The organism is Polaribacter sp. Asnod6-C07, assembly GCF_045063625.1.
In the GTDB taxonomy this organism is placed as follows: domain Bacteria; phylum Bacteroidota; class Bacteroidia; order Flavobacteriales; family Flavobacteriaceae; genus Polaribacter; species Polaribacter vadi_A.
Genome location: NZ_JBEFOF010000005.1, coordinates 2862974 through 2882398, shown reverse-complemented (window position 1 = coordinate 2882398; position 19425 = coordinate 2862974). Strand labels below are relative to the sequence as shown.

The following is a 19425-nucleotide window of genomic DNA, read 5'->3' as shown; positions in this document are numbered from 1 at the left end:
ATTTAAATTCGGTTCAAAGATAGTTAGTCTTTTACCAAAAAAGGGTTTATATTCTTTACTTTTGTATTTTCAAATTAAAACAATGTTAGGCTTACAATTCGAAACAGAAACTTCTTGGGCAGAAATTGCAAAAGTAAATTTGCAACAAATATTAACAGACCACGCTTTTTTAGAGCAAAAAGCAGCTTCTAATGCAGTATCAATTATCATTAATTATTCTGAAGAAACAGAATTGGTTAAAGAAATGAGCAATATTGCTATAGAAGAAATGCAACATTTTAAAATGGTGCATTTATTAATGGTAAAAAGAGGAATGGTTTTAGGGCGTGAACAGAAAAACGATTATGCTGTTCGTTTACAGAAATTTTTTCCAAAAACCAAAGACAGAACCAATGCTTTAATTCAACGTTTGTTAGTGGCAGCTTTAATTGAAGCCAGAAGTTGTGAGCGTTTTAAGGTTTTTTCTGAAAATATGGAAGATGAAGAATTACAGAAATTCTATAAAAATCTAATGATTTCAGAAGCCAATCATTATACTACTTTTTTACATTTTGCAAGAGAATATCAAGATAGAGCAATCGTTGATGAAAAATGGAATGCTTTATTAAAATTTGAAGCAGAATTAATGAAAGAAAGAGGAAACTTAGCCAAAATTCACGGGTAATTCAATTCTGAGTTGTGAGTTCTTAATTCAAAATTACTGAACTCGAAACCTTAAACTTTAAACTATTAAATGTTCTCTAAAGAAGAAGCTGCACAAATACGTAAATTATTCTGGACAAGTTTTGGAAAATCTTTTCCAAGAAAATGGCTTTTATACAATACTAAAATAAAAGGGTTTTCTTTTAAATTTGTTGCTGATAGAAAAAAGGCAATGGTTTGTTTGGATATCGAAAATCCTGATGAATTGGTAAATCTTTTATATTACGACCAACTACTTTCTTTAAAAACACTTTTAGAAACTGAACTACCAGAAGTAATTTTTGATGATGATTACCTTTTAGAAAGTGGTAAAACCATTCACAGAATTTATGTTCCATTTGATAAAAAATTTAGTATCTACAACAAAAATACTTGGCGAGATTGCTATGAGTTTTATGTAGCAACTATGGAAAAGTTTGAACTCTTCTTTTATGAATATGAAGATGTTATTAAAAATATTTAAAATTTAATTAAAAAAAAAATCGCCCAAAAGGCGATTTTTAATTTTACTTTTTCTCTTCACTATTTTATAATATTTATCGAAAACGGATAATTTGGTTCTTCTCCATTACTTGCTTTTATGGCATTTGTTATCGGAAAAATTAAATAGAAAATTCCGATAGCTATTAATCCTAAAACTCCTAAACCTAATAATAAAATTAAAGGAATACATATTAAAATGTAAATAAACATAGATATTCTAAAATTAATAATTGCTTTACCATGAGCATCCATATTTATAATTTCATCCTTCTTGGTTAGCCATAACACTAATGGTACAATAAAACCACCAATACCAGTTACAAAATCTAATAACTGACTTAAATGTGTTAATACTAATAACTGTTTATCTTCTTTCATCTTTATAATTGTTGTTTGGTTTGTATCTATTTGTCGCTAAAATTCTGGTTTTGTTACAACTTATTGTGTTATCAGAAAACACTTTAACTAAAAACACATAAAAATACTAACTTAATTTAATGAAATAGGATTGAATTAAGAAAATAAATCTAAAAAAGAAAAAACAAATGTATATAGGTTAATATCTCATTTATTTGAGCAAAGAAATAATTCTCTTTAAAAATATCTTTGTGTCATTATTAATTAAAAAACCTTAACATTATGGATTACCTTAACATAGACAACCAAAAAGTATTACCAGTTGTATCAGAATTAAATGTATTATTAGCTGATTTTCATGTGTATTATCAAAAACTAAGAAATTTTCATTGGAATATTCTTGGAAAAAACTTTTTTGATTTGCACAATAAATTCGAAGAAATGTATAATGATACAAGAGTTAAAATTGATGAAATTGCAGAAAGAATTGTAACCCTAAAATACCATCCTATAAGTAAATTATCAGATTATATAGAGGTTTCTAAAATTAAAGAATCTTCACCTTTGTTATCTGATGATGAAATGGTTAAAGAAATCATAGAAGACCACAGAATTATCTTAGAACAGTTTGGTAAAGTAATTGATAGAGCTGAAAAAGCCAAAGATGAAGGTACTTTAGATTTAATTGGAGCATACATTAGAGAATTAGAAAAATCTACTTGGATGTTAAATGCTTGGTCAAAAGATACTAAAGAAGAATATAATACCAGCTTTGTTAAGTAGTTAATTCTAAAACATCAGAAAAAACTACAATAACAAATTTTAACAACAATCATGGATAAAATAATAGAGAAATTAGAAACTTGGAAAGACATATTTTTAAAAAACATACCCAATATTGCAATTGCAATTGTTGTAGTAATAATAGCATATTTTGCTTCGAGAGCAATAAATAGCTTTATTTCTAAAAACTTAAAAAATAGAATTAAGCAAGAATCTGTCAGAAATTTAGTATCAAGAGTGGCATCTGCCGTTATTTTTCTATTAGGTTTATACATTGCAATGACTGTTTTAAAATTTGATGGTACTTTAAAAACCATTGTTTCTGCTGCTGGTGTTTCTGGTATTGTAGTTGGTTTAGCTTTACAAGGCACACTTTCTAACACAATTTCTGGTGTTGTATTATCTTTTAGACACAATCTAAATATTGGTAATTGGGTAGAAACCAATGGTTATGCAGGTGAAGTTATAGACATAAATCTTAATTATTTTGTAATTAGAGAAGCTGATAATAATACTGTTGTAATACCCAATAAAACCATTTTAGAAAATCCGTTTAAGAATTACTCCTTAACAACAAAAATGAGAATTGCTATAGAGTGTGGTATAGAATATGGTGCTGATTTAGAATTGGTAGAAAAGCTAACAAAACAAACCATTCAAGATAATTTTAATCAAAAAGAAATTGGTAAAAATGTTGAATTCTACTACACAGAATTTGGTGATAGTTCAATTAATTTTTTATGTAGATTTTGGGTAGATTCTCAGAACGCATTACAAAAATTAAAAGCCAAGAGTAATGCTATTATACAAATTAAAAAAGCTTTTGATAAAGAAAACATTAATATTCCATTCCCAATAAGAACTTTAGAATTTACAAATAAATTAAATGTTAAGAATGATATTTCAAAACAACAAATATCATCTAACTAATTTCCTGAAATAGGTTGACTAAAAATGAAAAATAGCGAAGAATAAGTTATCAAAAAGCAACTTTAGAGACCAAAATTTTAGTTGTTTATCAATTATTAAATGGTCAGTTATTAAACAAAAAAGTTTCTAAAAAACATTAAATTATTAGAACAGCTATTTCCTATTTTGTAAGTAAACACATAACCTTAGCACAACAAATTAAGGGTAAGAATAAAAAACGATGAAATTAAAAAACAATAAGAAAAAGTTAGTAATAGTATATTAAATCCAAGAAATTAGGCTTAATATTAGTTCTGTTTAATGATCAATAAACATCAACTTCTTAATAATTTCATAAAATTTTATATTTGTGTACAATTAAAAAGATTACTTTTATATTTAGTGTGATAAAATTTTGAATATCACCAATCAATAGTTCATTGATAATCGAAAGACTAACAGGTGATTATAACAAAAAAAACTTTAAAAATATAAAATGAAATTAAATACAAAAATCACTATCAAAAACAGTATTATTAATTTTTCTAAATATTTTTTACTTATATCTGCCTTCATCGTTTTTTGTAGTCATGATTTATATTTAAAAATGGGTACCTATTTTTTACAAGAAAATCAAGAAGCTACTTTAAGTCTATATAATGGAACTTTTGAAACCAGCGAAAATATTATTACAAGAGATCGTATTATTGATGCTTCTGTAGTTTCACAAGGAGAAAGAAAAGCCATAAACACTAATGATTGGCAAGATAAAGACAGTACCATTACTCAATTAAAATTTAAAACTGGTAATTCTGGTACTTATGTTGCAGCTGTCTCTACCAAAGCTAGAAATATAGAATTAACCGCAGATAAATTTAATGCTTACCTAAAAAGTGATGGTGTTTATGACATGCTTGATTATAGAACAAAAAATAATTTACTTAATCAAAATGCTGTAGAAAATTATCAAAAACACGTAAAAGCAATCTATCAAGTTGGTAAGGTAAAAACAGATGATTGGAAAACTGTTTTAGGCTACCCAATTGAATTTGTTCCTCAAGCTAATCCTTATAAAAAATATAGTGGAGACAGTATAGATGTTTTATTATTATTAGATGGTAAACCTGTAGCTAATCAATTAGTTTTTGCTGATAATATAAAAAGTGCTAATGCTCACTCTCATGATAATGAAAATGATAAACATGCTCATGATGGAGAAATGCATTCACATAACAATCCTGAAAATAACGAAGAGCATACACATACAAATGGACAACAATTACGTACAAATGATAAAGGGATAGTTACTGTAAATTTACAAGAAGAAGGCATTTATTATATGCGTACTATAAGTATGATTAATGTTACTAATTCTGATGAATTAACACATAAATCTAAATGGGCTACTCTTACTTTTGAAATAGGTCACTCACATAATAATAACGAACATGCACATGATGATCATCATGATAATGAAATACCTACTTGGGTATTTATTCTAGGAAGTATATTTGCTGTTGGAGTGCTATTTTTAATCTTTAGAAACAAGGATAAATAATGAAATTTAATTTAAAAAGAGTATTACTATTACTCCTATTATTTATACCCTTTATAAGTTTTGCTCACGATGTAACAAGTGCAGACCAAGAATTATTGCGTAATGGAGGTTTATGGGCTTACATACAAGTTGGTGCAACACACATGCTAACTGGTTACGATCATTTACTTTTTTTAGCTGGTGTAGTATTTTACTTAAAAAGCTTTAAAGATATTTTAAAGTTTATAACTGTTTTTACAATTGGTCATTGTATAACTTTAATTGGAGCAACTTATGCTGGTATTACTGCAAACGAACATATTGTAGATGCTGTTATCGCTTTAAGTGTATTTTATAAAGGATTTGAGAATTTACACGGATTTAAACAATTAAAAGTCAAAGCACCCAATTTACTATTAATGGTTGGCCTTTTTGGCTTGATACACGGTTTTGGTTTATCAACAAGATTACAGTCTTTTGATATTGGAAATGACCAATTTTTAGCAAAGATATTATGTTTTAATCTTGGAGTAGAATTAGGACAAGTTTTAGCATTAATACCAATTGTAGGCATAATTACTTTTTTTAGAAACAACAAACAATTCCCTGCATTTTATAAAGCTGTTAATTGGTACTTAATCTTTATAGGTATTGCTTTATTTACTTATCAAATTTATAACTATTATGCAATTTAGAAAACAGTAAAAAACATTAAATTATTTTTGATTTAAAATGAATTACAGATAGTAAAATCAAATATAAATCTTTGCCCTAAAAAAATATATTTAGATTTTCTACAGAAACCTTTGCAACTTTTGATATAGACTCCAAATATAATTTCGGCTTTTAAAATGAAGAAATACATTCTGTAAGAAAAAATATAATAATTATAAGAATGTAAAAAATACAGAAATATTTAGCTGAAAAAGTAATATAACTTAAAACACTTGTTTTTAGATAATAAATCTAGCCACTTACCTACTTTAATTTATACTAAAACCACTTACCAAAAAGTACGTTGTTTATTCAGTTTTTCTTCTTGTTTTAAATATTCTTCAGCATCTTTAGGCGAAAGTACTTTTAAAAATGAAGGATGTTGCTCAATAGCATATTCTATTTTAGTAACAATTTCTGCTACATCTTCGTTTTCGTAATCAATTTCTAATGGTTCTTTTATCACCATAGATTGTAATACATTTTTCCTTTTTATACTTAATCCTTTTTTATCAAAAGAACGTCTAAAACCATCAATAACAATTGGTACAACTACTGGTTTAAAAGTTTTAATAATGTGAGCTGTTCCTCTTCTAATTGGCTTAAAAGGAGTTGTAGTTCCTTGAGGAAAAGTAATTACCCAGCCATCTTCTATAGCTTTACCAATATTAGAAATATCAGAGTTTTTAACTTGTCTGTTTACATTTTTACCAGCACTTCTCCAAGTTCTATCAATAGAAACAGAACCAGCATAAGCAAATATTTTTGGCAATAAACCAGCTTTCATAGTTTCGCCAGCAGCCACAAAATAGATATTTAATTTAGGATTCCAGATGTAACCAATATTTTTAATAGAATCATCTCTACCACTTAAAGAGGCATTAAAAACATGAAACATAGCTGCAACATCAGCAAAATAAGTTTGATGATTAGAGATAAACAAAACATTTTTATCTGGTAAGTTTCTTAAAATTTCTGAACCTTCTATATTAAGATTGTTAAACTTTCTGTAGCGCCCATGAGATATAATTCCGAAAAGACGGATAATGAACTTTTTTATGAACAAATAATGTCCAAAAGGATTCCTTTTAAATAAAGGCATTTATATTTTTTTTACTTGGTTTATAGCAAAACTACAAAACAATTTAACAATTAGCTATTTTAGGAGTTCTTTAATTTCTGAAAGCATCATACCTGTAGCTCCCCAAATAATATGGTTATCAATTTTAAAACAAGGTACATCAATATTTTTCATGTAAGACGTAGATAAATTTACTGAAGTTAAATGCCTATCATCTAATAAATCAGTAAGTAAAATTTCAATGGTATTTGCAACTTCGTGATTTAAGATAAAGCTAGGTCTTTCAGTTACATAACCAATAAATGGAGTAGCTAAAAAATTACTTGGTGGTATGTAAACATCTGTTAATTCTCTTATTATTTCTACGGATGTTGAGCGAACTCCAACTTCTTCCCAAGTTTCTCTTAAAGCAGTCTCTTCTAAATTTACATCTCTTTTTTCAATTTTACCTCCTGGAAAACTGATTTGAGCAGAATGTGTGCCTTTATAACTTGCTCTTTGTGTTAATAGTAAAGTAGTTTGGTTTTTATCATTTGGATAAAATAATGCCAAAACTGCAGCTTTTCTAGGATTACTTGCAGCTATCTTTTCTTTATCAAATTTTAATCGAAGTTTAGGTGCCATTATAAATTGAGCTTCTAAACCACCTAATTTTGTTGACTTTATCTCATCAATTTTATCAGTAAAATCTTTAAAATTCATTTTGATTAATTACTTTTAGCAAACTTATAGCATTCTATTTCAAAAAAATATTTTTTGGCAAGAATTTTGAATTGATATTAAATATGAATATAAAATATAAAAAATTAATCTATAGCATAGCTTTAGATGCAGTTGGTATAATTCCTGTTCCTTTTTTAGATTTTGCTTGGGCACCAATTTCTAGTTATGTAATGACAAGAATGTATAAAGGTACAAAAGGTAAAATTGGTGGTGTTATAAGTTTTTTTGAAGAAATATTTCCTTTTTCTGATATTATACCAACATTTACATTAATGTGGATTTACACTTACATCATTAAAAAAGGTGATGAAGAAAATGAAGAAAAAGAAATAACGACAATAGATGTTTAACTATTTTCTTTAAATAAAAAGCCTAAACCTAATCTACTTAAAAACTTTTTTTCGAAAGCCCAAAAGAATTTAAACTGACCAAATAACCAACCTACTAATGGCAATGTTAATTGATAAATAGGAAAAATAAGTAAAATTCTAAGTGGCCAATACAACCATGGATTTAGTGTTTCTGGTGATAAACCCAAAAAACCTGTAACTGGCTTAGCTACCCAAGCTGCAAAAGAACCATTTACTGCAAAAGCACAAAAAATAAAGAAAATAGCCCAGTTACTTTCTATTCCCCATCTTTCTTTTAATTTATCCATTACACTGTTTCTTTTACTGTTTTTGTTTTTCTAAACATTAACCAAACTCCTATTAAAACAAGAGGAATACTTAACACCTGACCTGTATTTAAAGAATTGAAAACCCAATCTTCTCGTCCATCTACTTGTGCTTCTTTTAAGAATTCTATAAAAAAACGTAAAGACCATAAAACAATCATAAATAAGCCAAATAAATACCCTAATTTTTGTTTTTTATCGGTTTTCCAGTATATAAACCACATCACAAAAAATAAAGCTAAATAACTAAATGCTTCATATAATTGAGTTGGGTGTCTTGCAGTCGTTTCTCCTGCTACTTTAAAAATTACTCCAAAATCAGAACCAGTTTCTTTACCGTAAATTTCTGAATTAAAGAAATTACCAAGTCTAATAAAAAAACCAGCTAAAGCCACCATTATTGCCAATCTATCTAAAATAAAAAGCCAAGGTTTTTGTAAATGTTTTTTAGAATAAAAATATAACGCAATAGGAATACCAATAGCAGCTCCATGACTAGCAAAACCAGTATAACCAGTAAACTCCCAGCTTCCATTTATTTTTTTCATTGGTAAAAATATTTCTAATAAATGATCTTGATAATAATCCCAACTATAAAAGAAAACATCACCTAAACGCATACCAACTAACATTGATATAAAAACATACATAAAAAGTGTATCTAGTTTTTCAGCCGGAATTTCATCTTTTACAAATATTTTTTTCATTAAGTATAAACCCAATAAAAAAGCGGCAACAAACATTAAACTATACCATCTAACAGTAAAAAAACCTAGGTTTATACCTAATGATGGATCCCACTCTATTGCTAAAAAATTCATAAACTATAATTCAATATTTAAAATTAAAGATGCAAGTAAAATTACTTTTCTCTTTTTTCGGGTACAGGATCATATCCACTTCTTCCCCAAGGATGACAACTAAAAATTCGCTTCAAAGATAACCAACCTCCATAAAATAAACCGTGTTTTTGCAAAGCTTCTATAGTATAATGCGAACAAGTTGGTGAATACCTACAAGTTGCTGGTGTGTATGGAGATATTGCTGCTTGATAAAAACGAACCAGAAATATAAATGGATATGAAAGTATTTTTTTCAACGATTAAAGAATTGAGGAATTACAAATTAGTTCTCGATACAATTTCGATGAAAAATCGAAATCACTCGAACTGACATATTTATAATTCATAATTAATTTAATTAATTGAAAAAGTTGTGCCTTCTTTACCATCTTTTAATTGAATTCCTAATTCAATTAACTCGTCTCTAATTTGGTCTGATAAAGCCCAATCTTTATTTTCTCTGGCTTCTTTTCTTAGTTTTATTAACAACTCTACTACTCCTTTTACTTTTTCAGAATTGTCTTGACTGGCTTCATTCATTAAACCTAAAACATCAAAAACAAAAGCGTTAATTGTTGTTTTAAATTCTGCTAAATCATCCGCAGTTAAAATTGCTTTCTTTTCTTTTATTTGATTGATAACTTTTACACCTTCAAATAAATTTGATATTAAAATAGGTGTATTAAAATCATCATTCATTGCTGCATAACAATCATTTTTCCATTGCTGAACATCGAAAGTAGATGATTTACCAGCTTCTATTTTATCTAAATAAGAAACGGCTTCCATTAATTTAGAATGTCCTTTTTCTGAAGCTTCTAAAGCATCACCAGAAAAATCTAAAATACTTCTATAATTGGCTTGCATATTAAAGAAACGAACTACAGAAGCAGAAAATGCTTTTGGTAAAATATCGTTTTCTCCTGTTAAAATTTCATTTGGCAAAATAAAATTTCCTGTAGATTTAGACATTCGTTGTCCGTTTAAAGAAAGCATATTTGTATGCATCCAATAGTTTACAGGTTTTACACCAGAACATGTTTGCGATTGTGCAATTTCACATTCATGATGTGGGAATTTTAAATCCATTCCCCCTCCATGAATATCAAAACTTTCGCCTAAATATTTTGTACTCATTACAGAACATTCTAAATGCCAACCAGGAAAACCATCAGACCAAGGAGAAGGCCAACGCATAATATGCTTTTCATCGGCTTTTTTCCAAAGTGCAAAATCTTGTGGATTTTTCTTATCAGATTGCCCATCTAAAGTTCTTGTATTATTCAATAAGTCTTCAACTTTTCTACCAGAAAGAATTCCGTAATTTTCATTTTTATTGTACTCATGTACATCAAAATAAACAGAGCCATTAATCTCATAAGCGAACCCTTTTTCTATGATTTCTTTTATCATTTCTATCTGCTCAACAATATGACCTGTGGCAGTTGGTTCTATACTTGGTGGTAAAAAATTGTATTTTTTTAAAACATCATGAAAATCTACAGTGTAACGTTGTACAACTTCCATAGGTTCTATTTGCTCTAAACGTGCTTTTCTGGCAATTTTATCTTCGCCTTCATCTGCATCATTTTCTAAATGACCTGCGTCTGTAATATTACGTACATAACGTACTTTATAACCTAAATGTAATAAATATCTGTACACAACATCAAAAAACATAAAGGTTCTTACATTACCTAAATGTGCGTTGCTATAAACTGTTGGCCCACAAACATACATACCTACATAACCTTCTGTTATGGATTTAAAATCTTCTTTAGATTTTGATAACGAATTGTAAACTTTAAGCTGATTTTCTTTGTAGAGTTCCATTAAAAAAGTGACTATTTATAGAGTTCAAATATAGACACTTTAAGAAGAATAACGAAATGGAAATTGTTAGAAGTTTGGTAAATAAAAATTAAATTATTCGATTACAATACTACTATAATCTCCTGTAACTTTTATTAAATTATTTGTAACCTTGGTAATTGGTTTGGTAACCTGTTTATTATCTAATTTTACTTTATTTACTTCATATTTAAACTTACTTGGCACATTACCTAGAATTATTGTAGCATTAGATTGACTTAGGTTTAATAAAAACTCACCAAAATTAGGATGAAAACTATCGATCATCAATTCACCAAATTTGTTTGATAAACTTACATTATTGTTCACTTTTACCACATGTACACCAGATGAATTATTATTCATAGTTGTATTTGTAACTGATGCTATTTTAGCATCAGTTACATTGTTTAAAAATAAAGTACAAGCGTTTAAATTATTAATATTTACAGGAGAATAATCTATAGTTAATTCGCTTTTATTTAAGTTATTTGCATCAAAAGAACCATATTTTATATTACCACAGGCAACTGTATTTGGTAATTTTACTTTACAATGGCGTGTATTTAAATTAAAAGTAGCCTCTTTTGGAACTTTAATTTCTAATCTTTTTTTAATGTTTATTTTCTTACCATTAATAATTAAATCTTCATCTTCTGAGTTAAAATGAAATTTCATTTTTTTAAGCTCTTTTTTTGCTTTTTCTAATTGCTTTTTAATTTCCTCTTTATCAACTTTTTGAAATTCCTCTTTTACCTTCTTTAATTCCACTCTCATTTTTTCTTTAGATTCAGCTAATTCTTTGCGCATTTTCTCTTTGTCTAAAGAAAGTTTCTTTTTAAGTTTTCCATATTCTTTGGTTTTCTTAAAAGCTTCCCATTCTTCTTTCGAGTTGATTTCTATGTCATAATCATCGTCTTTCCATCTGAATTCATATTTACCATCTTTACCCATATTTTTATCTAAATCATCAAAAATATTATCAAAATCTAGATCTAAATCAAAGTCGAAATCAAAATCCATATCAGGTAAAACTATAGTTTTCATTCCTGAAAAATCCACTTCTGGCATTTCAAAATCGAAATTCATATTATCAAAAAAAACAAAGTCGTTTTTAAAGTTAAAAGTATTATTGCCTTTAGAAGTAATTTTTACTTTTTTAGAATTTCCTAAAGCTTCAAAATTCCAGTCTTTAAAATACTTTTCTGCTTCTTCTTTAGAGATTCCTTCAATTTCTATAAAAGCCTCTACTTGTACTTCATTTTTGTTCCAAATTGTTACATTAATATCTGTATTCGATGCATTTATAGCAACTTCTACATCTTTATTGGTTTTAAAATTTTCTGTAAACTTTTTATCAAACTTTTGTGCAAATGTGGTTCCTAAAAAACCAATAGCAATACAGGTGATAATATGTTTATATAAACTGTGTTTCATTTTGTGTTGTATTTAAATTTTTGAGTTGTTTTAATTGCTTTTTTAAACGTTGTAAAAGCTGTAAACGTAATTGCAAATTACGAACTAGTGCATCTATAGTTGCGTCATTAACCCCATTTGTATTGAGCTCTTTGGTTAATGTTTTGTATTCTTTTGTTAGTTCTGCAATCTTTAATAAATAGCCATCTACGATATCTTTATTTTCTTCGGATAAATCTAGTTGACTAATTTCTAGATTAATACTATTAATATAATAAGTTTCTATAGTATTAAATTCTGGTGATATATTACCTAAAGTTATCTCTTTAGTATTATTTTTTGTAGGAACTTCTTCCATATTTTCTGATGGATAAAACTGAATACCCAAACTAACCAACAATAAAATTGAAGCTGCTATTGATAGCCATAAAAAAGTTTTGTTTTTAGGTTTTGTTTGATGTAATTCTTGCTGTAATAAAGCTTCAAATTTATTACTATGTTTTTTTGACAATTCAATATTATCTCCTTTAAAATCTTTTAGTTTTTCTCTAATATCCTGCTGCATAATTCGTGTTTTTTAACTGCTCTTTCAATAACTTTTTACCTCTTAGTAAATGAGTTCTAGATGTATTTTCTGTTATATCTAAAACTTGCGATATTTCTTGATGATCATAACCTTCTAACAAATACAAGGTTAAAACCAATCTATATTTATCCTTTAAATTATTTATTTTTTTTACGATATCATCTATAGAAATACTGCAATCAACCTTCCAATCTTCCTCATCCACTTTAGTGGTAACTTCATCATTTATAGATACTAATTCTAATTTCTTTTTCTTTAAATAATCAATACTTTGATTAATTACAATTCTTTTTAACCAAGCCCCAAAAGGCACTTCATTTCTATAACTATTTATATTTTTAAACGCCTTTATAAATGCTTCTTGCATAATGTCTTCTGCCACACATTTATCATTTACATATCTGTAGGATATGATAAACATTGCTTTACAATACAAATTATACAATTGCATTTGCGCTTTTGCATTATTGTCTTTGCATTGATCAATAATAGGTTGATGTAGTTGTTTGGTTGAACTCATTAATACTTTCTTGCCTTATAGACGATACTTTTTTAGCTGTGTTGCAAAAAACTTAAATTTATTTTTTAATCGTTTAAAATTTACAGAAAGTAAATGGTTAGAAAAAGTTTATTTACTTCACTAAAAATCGTAACCTCTTTGCATTTATTTTTTATAAATTTACATAATACCTTTTACAATGGATAAAAAATTGTTTTCTACAAAAGAAAAAAAAGGAGTTTCTCAACCAGAAACTACCAATTCTATAAGTGCAGAAAAAATAAAACTGAATAGAGCAAAGCAAAACTCTGTTAATGAATTTGTTTCCAAAATTTTAGAAGGCAATATTCCTTTTTTAAGCAGAGCCATTACTTTGGTAGAAAGCACAAATGTAAAACATCAAAAAAAAGCAAATAAAATTCTTGAACACTGTTTGCCTTACGCAAATAATTCTGTTAGAATAGGAATTACAGGTGTACCTGGAGTTGGAAAAAGTACATTTATTGAAGCTTATGGAAAGTTTTTAACCAACAAAGGCAAAAAAGTTGCTGTTTTAGCTGTAGACCCAAGTAGTTCTGTAAATAAAGGTGCAATTTTAGGTGATAAAACTAGAATGGAGCAATTAGTTACTGATAAAAATGCTTTTATAAGACCTTCTGCTTCTGGTTCTTCTTTAGGTGGAGTTGCCCAAAAAACAAGAGAAACAATTATTTTATGCGAAGCTGCTGGTTTTGATACCATTTTGATAGAAACTGTAGGTGTTGGACAATCTGAGATTTTGGTACATTCTATGGTAGATTTCTTTTTGCTTTTAAAATTATCTGGTGCAGGTGATGAATTGCAAGGTATAAAACGTGGAATTATAGAAATGGCAGATGCAATTGTAATCAATAAAGCTGATGGTGATAATGAAAAAAATGCAAAAATTGCAAAAGTTGAATTCAATAGAGCTTTGCATTTATATCCTTTAAAAGAAAACGATTGGCAACCCAAAGTACTTACTGCAAGTGCCTTAAATAATTTAGGAATTGATAAGGTTGATGAAATGATAAACAGTTACATTTCTCTTACAAAAGAGAATAACCATTTTAACATCAAAAGAAAAAATCAAAATAAATATTGGCTTTTGGCTACTATTGAGCAACAATTAAAAGATAATTTTTACAATAACACTACAATAAAATTGGCTTTAGAAAAAGAAATAAAAAATTTAGAAGAAGGAAAAACCACACCTTTTAATGCTGCTAAAAATTTGATTAATTTGTCGAATTCAAAAGAAGAAATCCCATAAATAGTTTTGATATTATGAGTGAATTTTTCTTTTTTAAGAAATTTTTGAAAACTGATTAAACTTCTAAGTTTTTAGAAACAATCTCCTTAATTTTTCGGTTTAGATATTTTAAAGAATTATAACTCGTATGTTCTAAAACAATAACTACTAAATCGTCTTCTAAATAATTTGTAAGTGCAGTGCTAAAACCATTCCATTTTCCATAATGATAAATGTTTTTATCGTTATTTCTATCCAATCTAAAACCAAAACCATAAGGTATTTTTTTACCATAAATAGTTTCTCCTTTGGTATACATTAACTCTAAAGATTCTTTAGAAAGTAATTGATTAGTATTTAAAGCATACGTCCATTTAAATAAATCTTCTGGAGTAGAATACACATTTTTATCGCCAACAATGGCATCATTTATCGTATTTCCAATTTTTAAATGTCGCCAACCTCTGTACAAACGATAGCCAATTAATTGATTTTCTCTTACAGTATCATTCTGATAACTATACACATAAGTATTTTTCATTTCTAAAGGATCGAAAATATTCTCTTTTAAAAATTCATTAAAAGGAACTCCAGAAACTTTTTCTATTATAGATGCTAAAACAAAATAACCTGTATTAGAATAATCGAAATTTCTACCAGGTTTAAAAAAACGCTGTGCTTTAGAAGTGGGTAATAATTGCATCAACTCTGTATTTGTTGGTGGTCTATTTTCTTTCCATTCATGTTCTGCAACCCAAAAATATTTTGGTAATCCAGATGTATGATTTAGTAAGTTTTGTATGGTAATATTTTTATAAGGAAAACTTGGAAAAAAAGTATTAACAGTATCTGCTAATTGAATTTTACCCCTTTCTTTTAAAAGCATTATTGCAGCAGCAGTAAACTGTTTGCTTACAGATGCTAATTGAAATACAGACTCTTCTTTTAAAGGATTTTTTTTTCTAAAATCTGTATACCCAACTTGATTTTTATAAACTATTTTCTTGTTTTTAGCTACCAAAACAGATCCGTGAAAATCGTGCCTTTTGTTAATTCGTTTTAATAAAGAATCTAATTTATGGTTTACTTTTTCAGTAATTTCCTTCGGATAATAAGAAACAGGAACAGCAATTTTCTTTTCTACTTTTTCTACAACAAGCTTTCTAGGGACTTCTTTATCCTTTTTTGGTTCATAAATACCGTAAGCAAAAAAGCTAATGCTTAAAATTAATCCTAATAAAATTGATATTTTGGTGCCATATTCTTTCACAAATGCAAACTTAACTGATATTACTCCAAATTTTAGAAGATTTAGACATTTTAACAAAAGCTTTGCAAATAGGTTCATTTTCTTTACGAGAAAGATTAGCATCTTTTTGCAAAACATCAATAGCAGTATTTCTAGCAGAAACTAAAATCTGAGAATCTTTTACAACATCAGCAATTTTTAAATTTAAAACACCACTTTGTTGTGTACCCATTATATTTCCTGGTCCACGTAATTTTAAATCTACTTCAGCAATTTTAAATCCGTCAGAAGTTTCTACCATTGTTTTTAAACGTGTTTTTGCTTCTGCAGAAAGTTTAAAACTCGATAATAAAATACAGTAACTTTGGTCTGCTCCTCTACCCACTCTACCTCTTAATTGGTGCAATTGACTTAACCCAAAACGTTCTGAACTCTCAATAATCATTACACTTGCATTAGGTACATTTACACCAACTTCTATTACAGTTGTGGCAACCATAATTTGTGTTTCACCATTTACAAAACGCTGCATTTCATATTCTTTATCTGCGGGTTTCATTTTACCATGCACAATACTTATTTGATATTTTGGTAATGGAAATTCGCGAGAAACACTTTCATAACCATCCATCAAATCTTTATAATCCATTGCTTCAGATTCTTGAATTAAAGGATAAACGATATAAACTTGCCTACCTTTTGCAATTTCATCTTTCATAAATTTAAAAACAGACAATCTGTTGCTATCATATCTATGCACTGTCTTTACTTCTTTTCTTCCTGGTGGTAATTCATCTATCACAGAAATATCTAAATCCCCATATACAGACATTGCCAATGTTCTTGGTATTGGAGTTGCTGTCATTACTAAAATGTGTGGAGGCAGATTGTTTTTAGACCAAAGTTTTGCTCTTTGTTTTACTCCAAATCTGTGCTGCTCATCTATTATAGCAATTCCTAAATTTTTGAATTTTACTTTATCTTCTAATAACGCGTGTGTGCCTATTAAAATATGTAAAGATCCATCTTCTAAATTAGCGTGAATTTCTCTTCGTTTCTTAGTTTTTACAGATCCTGTTAAAATATCTACATTAATATCCATTCCTTCTAACAGTTCAGAAACTGCCATAAAATGTTGATTTGCCAATATTTCTGTTGGTGCCATAATTGTAGCCTGAAATCCGTTATCTAAAGCCAACAACATCGTTAATAAAGCTACAATAGTTTTTCCAGAACCAACATCACCTTGTAAAAGACGATTCATATGTGCACCAGAAGCTACATCTTTTCGAATTTCTTTAAGTACTCTTTTTTGTGCATTTGTTAAATTAAAAGGTAAATTATTTTTATAAAAACCATTAAAATAGTCACTCACATTTTCAAAAATAAAACCTTTTATTTTAGTTTTATTCACTAGTTTTTTTCTGACTAATTGCAATTGAATAAAAAATAACTCTTCAAATTTTAAACGATATTGTGCTTTAGCTAAATGCTCTTGATTTTTAGGAAAATGTAAATTTAAGAGTGCATCACGTTTTTGCATCAACTTAAAATCGATAATAATTTCAACGGATAAACTTTCTTGAATTCCATCGTAAAATTGTTGTAATAAACTCTGAATATAATTTCGTATCAATTTATTTGATACTCCTGAATTGGTTAATTTTTCTGTGGATGGATATACAGGTTGCATTTTAGTTTGCAACTTTTTCTTGTATTCCTCAACCAATTCCATTTCTGGATGTGGAATGCTAAAATTACCATTATAATGATTCAGCTTACCATAAACCACATAAGGCACTCCAATTTTTAAGGAATCTTTTATCCATTTTTGACCTTTAAACCAAACCAACTCCATAGTACCAGAAGTATCTTGAAAAGTAGCTACTAACCTACTTCCTCTTTTTTGTGCTACAGATTTTACATTAGTAATTTTACCTACAATTTGTACTTCAGAGGAGTTAGGTTGTAAGTCTTTTATTGCGTAAAAAGCAGTTTTATCTATATATCGAAAAGGAAAAAAGTTAAGTAAATCATTGCAAGTTTTTATACCCAATTCTGTGTAAAACAAAGTTGCTCTTTGTACACTAACTCCTTTTATATATGTAATTGGGTAATCTAAATTCAAGTTGATAAATATATGAATAACGAAAATACATAAATCATTGCATATTTTTATATTTCAAGAATTTTAAACAAAAAAAGAGAGCTGATAAATCAGCTCTCTTGGAATCAATAGTGTTAATTAATACCCCTAAAAATTACTCAAACTATTGACTATTTTATAATTAACTATCTAAAAATAATTTTAGATGTTCCGTAATCAGTTTCTGGTGAAGTTACTTGTAATAACATAACTCCTGTTTTAACTTTAAAGTTATAATCTAATTCATTTTTACCAGCATTTAACTGAGTTTTACTACTATAAATCACTTTACCAGTAATATCTGTTAAAGTTACAGTAGCTTCTGTATCAGTTTCACTGAATAATAATAAGTTTACATTTCCTTTAGAAGGATTAGGATAAGCCATAAACTCATTTTCAAAGGTATCAATTTTTTCGATAACTTGACCCTCTTCAGCAACTTTTGTAAACTTTACATCAGAAATTTCTAAATCTAACTCAGTTGTGTTTGCTTCAACAGGTAAAAAAGTAAAGGTTAACATTGTTAAATCTTCTGCAGTTAACTTTTCTTGAGATGCACTAGATGTAAATANGAAAGTCCACGATTTATAAAACAAGTTTTTCGGACAGATTTATCGTCCACCAATTCCATTAATTCGGTATAATTTAAAATTGCCTCTTGAAAGTTTCCCGATTTGAAATTCGAATTTCCAGAAGTGTATAATTCAGTCGCTTTGTTCTGCGAAAAAGTTGTTGTGGAAACTAAAATTCCAATTAAAAGTAATAATGTTTGTCTCATTGGTCTAATGTAGCATAACGTTGTTGTATAAGCTTTGTTGCGTTGTTTAAGCAGTGAATTTAATAAATAAAACACGAACGGCGAAATTCCGAAGGAATTTCCCAAGTGAGCCAAAACCAGCAATAAAGTTTATACGGTGTTGCCACCAGTTATTTTTATTTCGATAATTTTCTCAATTTTTTCATTTTCAATGTTAAATTCGACATTTTTAGATCTATGAATTGGACTGTCAATTCCTTTAATTGTATTTTTCTTAAATGTCTCTAAATTTAAAACTCTAAATTTCTTTTTATATTTAGTTAAAGTATTTTTCTCCAAGTCAAATATTCCTATTTTCTGAATTTTTCCTTTAAAAAACGAATTTTCCCAAATTGGAATTGCTATTCTAAGTCCAGATTCATTCCATAGTCCAGGTCCACCACAATTATTTCCAATTAGAACAGTATTTTCTCCATTTCTATTGAGTTTGCAAATTCCGCTTATTGGTGCTCCCATTCCAATTTCATATAGGTTTGAATATTCCAAAGTTGCATTATTTTCATTTTTCAGTTTGTTAGAATTTTCATTCGGAAAATCCCAAGCATTTGGATATTTCATATTTTCTTTTGTGTAACCAACTGTTAAAATTATTGAAGGTTCGTCAACTTTCAGCTCTCTTAAAATTTTATACGCAATATTCCTGTTATCTTTTTTGATAGCTTTTTCAAACTGATTCATCTTTCCAGATAAATAGAGTCTTTCATTTACTGTAGTTCCTTCAAAAATTTCAGGATTATTCATTTATATGCGATTTTTTTTCTAATTGGTGGCAACGTGTTTGTAT

Annotated in this window: 22 protein-coding genes; 8 read left to right on the top strand and 14 right to left on the bottom strand. The window is 27.9% G+C overall.

Annotation, left to right across the window (positions count from 1 at the left end; translation table 11 throughout):
- The first annotated feature begins 82 nt into the window (after positions 1–82).
- The gene (locus tag ACJJVK_RS12490) at positions 83–664 is read left to right on the top strand and encodes a tRNA-(ms[2]io[6]A)-hydroxylase (protein WP_215995666.1); all 582 of its coding nucleotides are present in this window, start codon (positions 83–85) and stop codon (positions 662–664) included.
- Positions 665–733: 69 nt separating this feature from the next.
- Positions 734–1165, top strand: a complete 432-nt coding sequence (locus ACJJVK_RS12485) for a DUF4268 domain-containing protein (protein WP_215995667.1) — start codon at positions 734–736, stop codon at positions 1163–1165.
- A 59-nt stretch (positions 1166–1224) separates the two neighbouring features.
- On the opposite strand, the gene ACJJVK_RS12480 is transcribed toward ACJJVK_RS12485, so the two are convergent.
- Positions 1225–1563: a DUF4870 domain-containing protein gene (locus tag ACJJVK_RS12480; protein ID WP_068364250.1), complete on the bottom strand. Its 339-nt coding sequence runs from the start codon at positions 1561–1563 to the stop codon at positions 1225–1227.
- 261 nt (positions 1564–1824) lie between these two features.
- Here ACJJVK_RS12480 and ACJJVK_RS12475 point away from each other — a divergent pair, with 261 nt between their 5' ends.
- From ACJJVK_RS12475 to ACJJVK_RS12460, 4 genes are all read left to right on the top strand, one after another.
- The gene (locus ACJJVK_RS12475) at positions 1825–2325 is read left to right on the top strand and encodes a Dps family protein (RefSeq protein ID WP_215995668.1); all 501 of its coding nucleotides are present in this window, start codon (positions 1825–1827) and stop codon (positions 2323–2325) included.
- Positions 2326–2376: 51 nt separating this feature from the next.
- Positions 2377–3255 (top strand): mechanosensitive ion channel family protein, encoded by an 879-nt coding sequence (locus ACJJVK_RS12470; RefSeq protein ID WP_215995669.1) that lies wholly within the window; start codon positions 2377–2379, stop codon positions 3253–3255.
- A gap of 475 nt (positions 3256–3730) precedes the next feature.
- Positions 3731–4792 carry a DUF4198 domain-containing protein gene (locus ACJJVK_RS12465; protein WP_405566364.1) on the top strand — a complete coding sequence of 354 codons (1062 nt, stop codon included), beginning with the start codon at positions 3731–3733 and terminating at the stop codon, positions 4790–4792.
- The gene (locus tag ACJJVK_RS12460; RefSeq protein WP_405566362.1) at positions 4792–5466 is read left to right on the top strand and encodes a HupE/UreJ family protein; all 675 of its coding nucleotides are present in this window, start codon (positions 4792–4794) and stop codon (positions 5464–5466) included. Before ACJJVK_RS12465 ends, ACJJVK_RS12460 begins: the two co-directional genes overlap by 1 nt.
- A gap of 308 nt (positions 5467–5774) precedes the next feature.
- Here ACJJVK_RS12460 and ACJJVK_RS12455 read toward each other — a convergent pair whose 3' ends face one another.
- Positions 5775–6587 carry a lysophospholipid acyltransferase family protein gene (locus ACJJVK_RS12455; RefSeq protein WP_405566360.1) on the bottom strand — a complete coding sequence of 271 codons (813 nt, stop codon included), beginning with the start codon at positions 6585–6587 and terminating at the stop codon, positions 5775–5777.
- A 54-nt stretch (positions 6588–6641) separates the two neighbouring features.
- Entirely contained in the window at positions 6642–7268 is a 627-nt protein-coding gene (locus tag ACJJVK_RS12450) for an NUDIX hydrolase (protein WP_405566359.1), read from the bottom strand.
- An 83-nt stretch (positions 7269–7351) separates the two neighbouring features.
- Here ACJJVK_RS12450 and ACJJVK_RS12445 point away from each other — a divergent pair, with 83 nt between their 5' ends.
- Positions 7352–7639 carry a hypothetical protein gene (locus ACJJVK_RS12445; protein ID WP_405566357.1) on the top strand — a complete coding sequence of 96 codons (288 nt, stop codon included), beginning with the start codon at positions 7352–7354 and terminating at the stop codon, positions 7637–7639.
- Here ACJJVK_RS12445 and ACJJVK_RS12440 read toward each other — a convergent pair.
- The 7 genes from ACJJVK_RS12440 to ACJJVK_RS12410 form a co-directional block, all read right to left on the bottom strand.
- Positions 7636–7947, bottom strand: coding sequence for a DUF6787 family protein (locus ACJJVK_RS12440; protein WP_405566355.1), 312 nt, complete (start codon positions 7945–7947; stop codon positions 7636–7638). The genes ACJJVK_RS12445 and ACJJVK_RS12440 overlap by 4 nt on opposite strands.
- Positions 7947–8786, bottom strand: a complete 840-nt coding sequence (gene lgt / locus ACJJVK_RS12435) for a prolipoprotein diacylglyceryl transferase (RefSeq protein ID WP_405566354.1) — start codon at positions 8784–8786, stop codon at positions 7947–7949. The genes ACJJVK_RS12440 and lgt overlap by 1 nt, the downstream gene beginning before the upstream one ends.
- Before the next feature lie 41 nt (positions 8787–8827).
- The gene (gene yidD / locus ACJJVK_RS12430; RefSeq protein ID WP_405566352.1) at positions 8828–9064 is read right to left on the bottom strand and encodes a membrane protein insertion efficiency factor YidD; all 237 of its coding nucleotides are present in this window, start codon (positions 9062–9064) and stop codon (positions 8828–8830) included.
- 97 nt (positions 9065–9161) lie between these two features.
- Positions 9162–10640, bottom strand: a complete 1479-nt coding sequence (cysS, locus tag ACJJVK_RS12425) for a cysteine--tRNA ligase (protein WP_405566350.1) — start codon at positions 10638–10640, stop codon at positions 9162–9164.
- A gap of 93 nt (positions 10641–10733) precedes the next feature.
- Positions 10734–12095 (bottom strand): hypothetical protein, encoded by a 1362-nt coding sequence (locus ACJJVK_RS12420; RefSeq protein ID WP_405566349.1) that lies wholly within the window; start codon positions 12093–12095, stop codon positions 10734–10736.
- Positions 12076–12639, bottom strand: coding sequence for a hypothetical protein (locus ACJJVK_RS12415; RefSeq protein WP_405566347.1), 564 nt, complete (start codon positions 12637–12639; stop codon positions 12076–12078). The genes ACJJVK_RS12420 and ACJJVK_RS12415 overlap by 20 nt, the downstream gene beginning before the upstream one ends.
- Positions 12623–13180, bottom strand: a complete 558-nt coding sequence (locus ACJJVK_RS12410; protein ID WP_405566346.1) for an RNA polymerase sigma factor — start codon at positions 13178–13180, stop codon at positions 12623–12625. The genes ACJJVK_RS12415 and ACJJVK_RS12410 overlap by 17 nt, the downstream gene beginning before the upstream one ends.
- 178 nt (positions 13181–13358) lie before the next feature.
- Between ACJJVK_RS12410 and meaB the strand changes: the two genes are divergently transcribed.
- On the top strand, positions 13359–14450 hold the full coding sequence (meaB, locus tag ACJJVK_RS12405) for a methylmalonyl Co-A mutase-associated GTPase MeaB (RefSeq protein WP_405566344.1): 1092 nt from the start codon (positions 13359–13361) through the stop codon (positions 14448–14450).
- A 55-nt stretch (positions 14451–14505) separates the two neighbouring features.
- On the opposite strand, the gene ACJJVK_RS12400 is transcribed toward meaB, so the two are convergent.
- From ACJJVK_RS12400 to ACJJVK_RS12385, 4 genes are all read right to left on the bottom strand, one after another.
- A complete protein-coding gene (locus tag ACJJVK_RS12400; RefSeq protein WP_405566343.1) occupies positions 14506–15699 on the bottom strand; it encodes a serine hydrolase domain-containing protein in 1194 nt (397 codons plus the stop codon).
- Positions 15700–15709: 10 nt separating this feature from the next.
- Complete coding sequence (recG, locus tag ACJJVK_RS12395) at positions 15710–17806, bottom strand: ATP-dependent DNA helicase RecG (RefSeq protein ID WP_405566341.1); 2097 nt, start codon at positions 17804–17806, stop codon at positions 15710–15712.
- 164 nt (positions 17807–17970) lie between these two features.
- Positions 17971–18420 carry a T9SS type A sorting domain-containing protein gene (locus ACJJVK_RS12390; RefSeq protein ID WP_405566339.1) on the bottom strand — a complete coding sequence of 150 codons (450 nt, stop codon included), beginning with the start codon at positions 18418–18420 and terminating at the stop codon, positions 17971–17973.
- Positions 18421–18731: 311 nt separating this feature from the next.
- Positions 18732–19382, bottom strand: a complete 651-nt coding sequence (locus ACJJVK_RS12385; RefSeq protein ID WP_405566337.1) for a hypothetical protein — start codon at positions 19380–19382, stop codon at positions 18732–18734.
- Positions 19383–19425 lie beyond the last annotated feature (43 nt).

What these genes read in the sequence shown, in the direction of transcription:
- ACJJVK_RS12490 (WP_215995666.1), top strand. Translation starts at nt 83, where the DNA reads ATGTTAGGCTTACAATTCGAAACAGAAACTTCTTGGGCAGAAATTGCA.
- ACJJVK_RS12485 (WP_215995667.1), top strand. Translation starts at nt 734, where the DNA reads ATGTTCTCTAAAGAAGAAGCTGCACAAATACGTAAATTATTCTGGACA.
- ACJJVK_RS12480 (WP_068364250.1), bottom strand. Translation starts at nt 1,563, where the DNA reads ATGAAAGAAGATAAACAGTTATTAGTATTAACACATTTAAGTCAGTTA.
- ACJJVK_RS12475 (WP_215995668.1), top strand. Translation starts at nt 1,825, where the DNA reads ATGGATTACCTTAACATAGACAACCAAAAAGTATTACCAGTTGTATCA.
- ACJJVK_RS12470 (WP_215995669.1), top strand. Translation starts at nt 2,377, where the DNA reads ATGGATAAAATAATAGAGAAATTAGAAACTTGGAAAGACATATTTTTA.
- ACJJVK_RS12465 (WP_405566364.1), top strand. Translation starts at nt 3,731, where the DNA reads ATGAAATTAAATACAAAAATCACTATCAAAAACAGTATTATTAATTTT.
- ACJJVK_RS12460 (WP_405566362.1), top strand. Translation starts at nt 4,792, where the DNA reads ATGAAATTTAATTTAAAAAGAGTATTACTATTACTCCTATTATTTATA.
- ACJJVK_RS12455 (WP_405566360.1), bottom strand. Translation starts at nt 6,587, where the DNA reads ATGCCTTTATTTAAAAGGAATCCTTTTGGACATTATTTGTTCATAAAA.
- ACJJVK_RS12450 (WP_405566359.1), bottom strand. Translation starts at nt 7,268, where the DNA reads ATGAATTTTAAAGATTTTACTGATAAAATTGATGAGATAAAGTCAACA.
- ACJJVK_RS12445 (WP_405566357.1), top strand. Translation starts at nt 7,352, where the DNA reads ATGAATATAAAATATAAAAAATTAATCTATAGCATAGCTTTAGATGCA.
- ACJJVK_RS12440 (WP_405566355.1), bottom strand. Translation starts at nt 7,947, where the DNA reads ATGGATAAATTAAAAGAAAGATGGGGAATAGAAAGTAACTGGGCTATT.
- lgt (WP_405566354.1), bottom strand. Translation starts at nt 8,786, where the DNA reads ATGAATTTTTTAGCAATAGAGTGGGATCCATCATTAGGTATAAACCTA.
- cysS (WP_405566350.1), bottom strand. Translation starts at nt 10,640, where the DNA reads ATGGAACTCTACAAAGAAAATCAGCTTAAAGTTTACAATTCGTTATCA.
- ACJJVK_RS12420 (WP_405566349.1), bottom strand. Translation starts at nt 12,095, where the DNA reads ATGAAACACAGTTTATATAAACATATTATCACCTGTATTGCTATTGGT.
- ACJJVK_RS12415 (WP_405566347.1), bottom strand. Translation starts at nt 12,639, where the DNA reads ATGCAGCAGGATATTAGAGAAAAACTAAAAGATTTTAAAGGAGATAAT.
- ACJJVK_RS12410 (WP_405566346.1), bottom strand. Translation starts at nt 13,180, where the DNA reads ATGAGTTCAACCAAACAACTACATCAACCTATTATTGATCAATGCAAA.
- meaB (WP_405566344.1), top strand. Translation starts at nt 13,359, where the DNA reads ATGGATAAAAAATTGTTTTCTACAAAAGAAAAAAAAGGAGTTTCTCAA.
- ACJJVK_RS12385 (WP_405566337.1), bottom strand. Translation starts at nt 19,382, where the DNA reads ATGAATAATCCTGAAATTTTTGAAGGAACTACAGTAAATGAAAGACTC.